Source organism: Pseudomonas sp. RW10S2 (assembly GCF_014268985.1).
In the GTDB taxonomy this organism is placed as follows: Bacteria; Pseudomonadota; Gammaproteobacteria; order Pseudomonadales; family Pseudomonadaceae; genus Aquipseudomonas; species Aquipseudomonas wayambapalatensis.
The window spans coordinates 1-854 of the sequence record NZ_JABWRO010000239.1; the positions used below are offsets into that span (position 1 = coordinate 1).

An 854-nucleotide genomic window follows, 5' to 3' on the forward strand; every position below is an offset into this window, starting at 1 on the left:
AGGGGGGGGGGGTTTTTTGTTTCAAAGGCGCGCAGTTGAGCTGCTCAACTCACAAGCAGTACAATTTTAAAAAAACAGAAAACAACCATAACAGTTTGTTCCGAGCTCGTCCTTCACATCTGGAAACAGAGCTGCGTGGTACGCTTGCGACAGCGGCCTGTTAGCTTGGTCAAACGCGCTGCCTGTCATTTCAAGTGCCGTGACGAGCAGTGCGAGCGTCCGAATAACCAGAACTACCCCCGCAGGAGCCCTACCATGTCCCGTAAATACTTGTTTGGCGCTGCAATGCTGCTGACCTTGGCGGGCACCGCCCACGCCACCAGCTTCGTCGTCACCACCGATGCCGTGGTTGGCGCAGTGGCCGCGTCCACCGACGCCACCTCCGACATTTCCTCTTCGTTCCGCGACGACAAGATCGTCCAGGCCGCCCGTGACGATGCTGCCAGCTTCGTCGGCAGCCAAGGGGATATTCGCGGCGCGAAGCTGGAAAGCGCCTTCATCCATATCCGCCAGCAGATGCCTGCGCTGCAAGCCAGCGACGCGCAACTGGCACAGGCCATCCTGGCCCTCTGACGCCAGCCATCGTACCCGCAGGCTACGGCGCCCCCGCTGCCTGCGGGACAGCATTCATCCTGTCTACAGAGCGTTGTCCAAGCCCATGCGTTACCTTGTGCCCTTGCTGCTCGCCATTGCCAGTGTGGGAAGCGCCCATGCCATGGATGTCACGACCCAGTTTCCGGTCATGACCGGCTATGTCACCAGCCAGGTGACCACTGCGCCGTTCGACCGCAAGATCATCGGCATGGCCCATGATGATGCGGCCGTATTCGTCGCCACTGGCGGTCGGGGTCGCG

Annotated in this window: 2 protein-coding genes; both read left to right on the forward strand. The window is 60.4% G+C overall.

The features are described 5' to 3' along the window. Positions 1–255 precede the first annotated feature (255 nt). A complete protein-coding gene (locus HU729_RS25535; RefSeq protein ID WP_186670047.1) occupies positions 256–573 on the forward strand; it encodes a DUF2388 domain-containing protein in 318 nt (105 codons plus the stop codon). Positions 574–658: 85 nt separating this feature from the next. After that, positions 659–854 (forward strand): DUF2388 domain-containing protein (locus HU729_RS25540; RefSeq protein WP_186711923.1); only part of this gene is annotated, 196 nt, incomplete at its 3' end.

Excerpts from the sequence above, each read along its gene's own strand:
- HU729_RS25535 (WP_186670047.1), top strand. The coding sequence starts at position 256 with ATGTCCCGTAAATACTTGTTTGGCGCTGCAATGCTGCTGACCTTGGCG.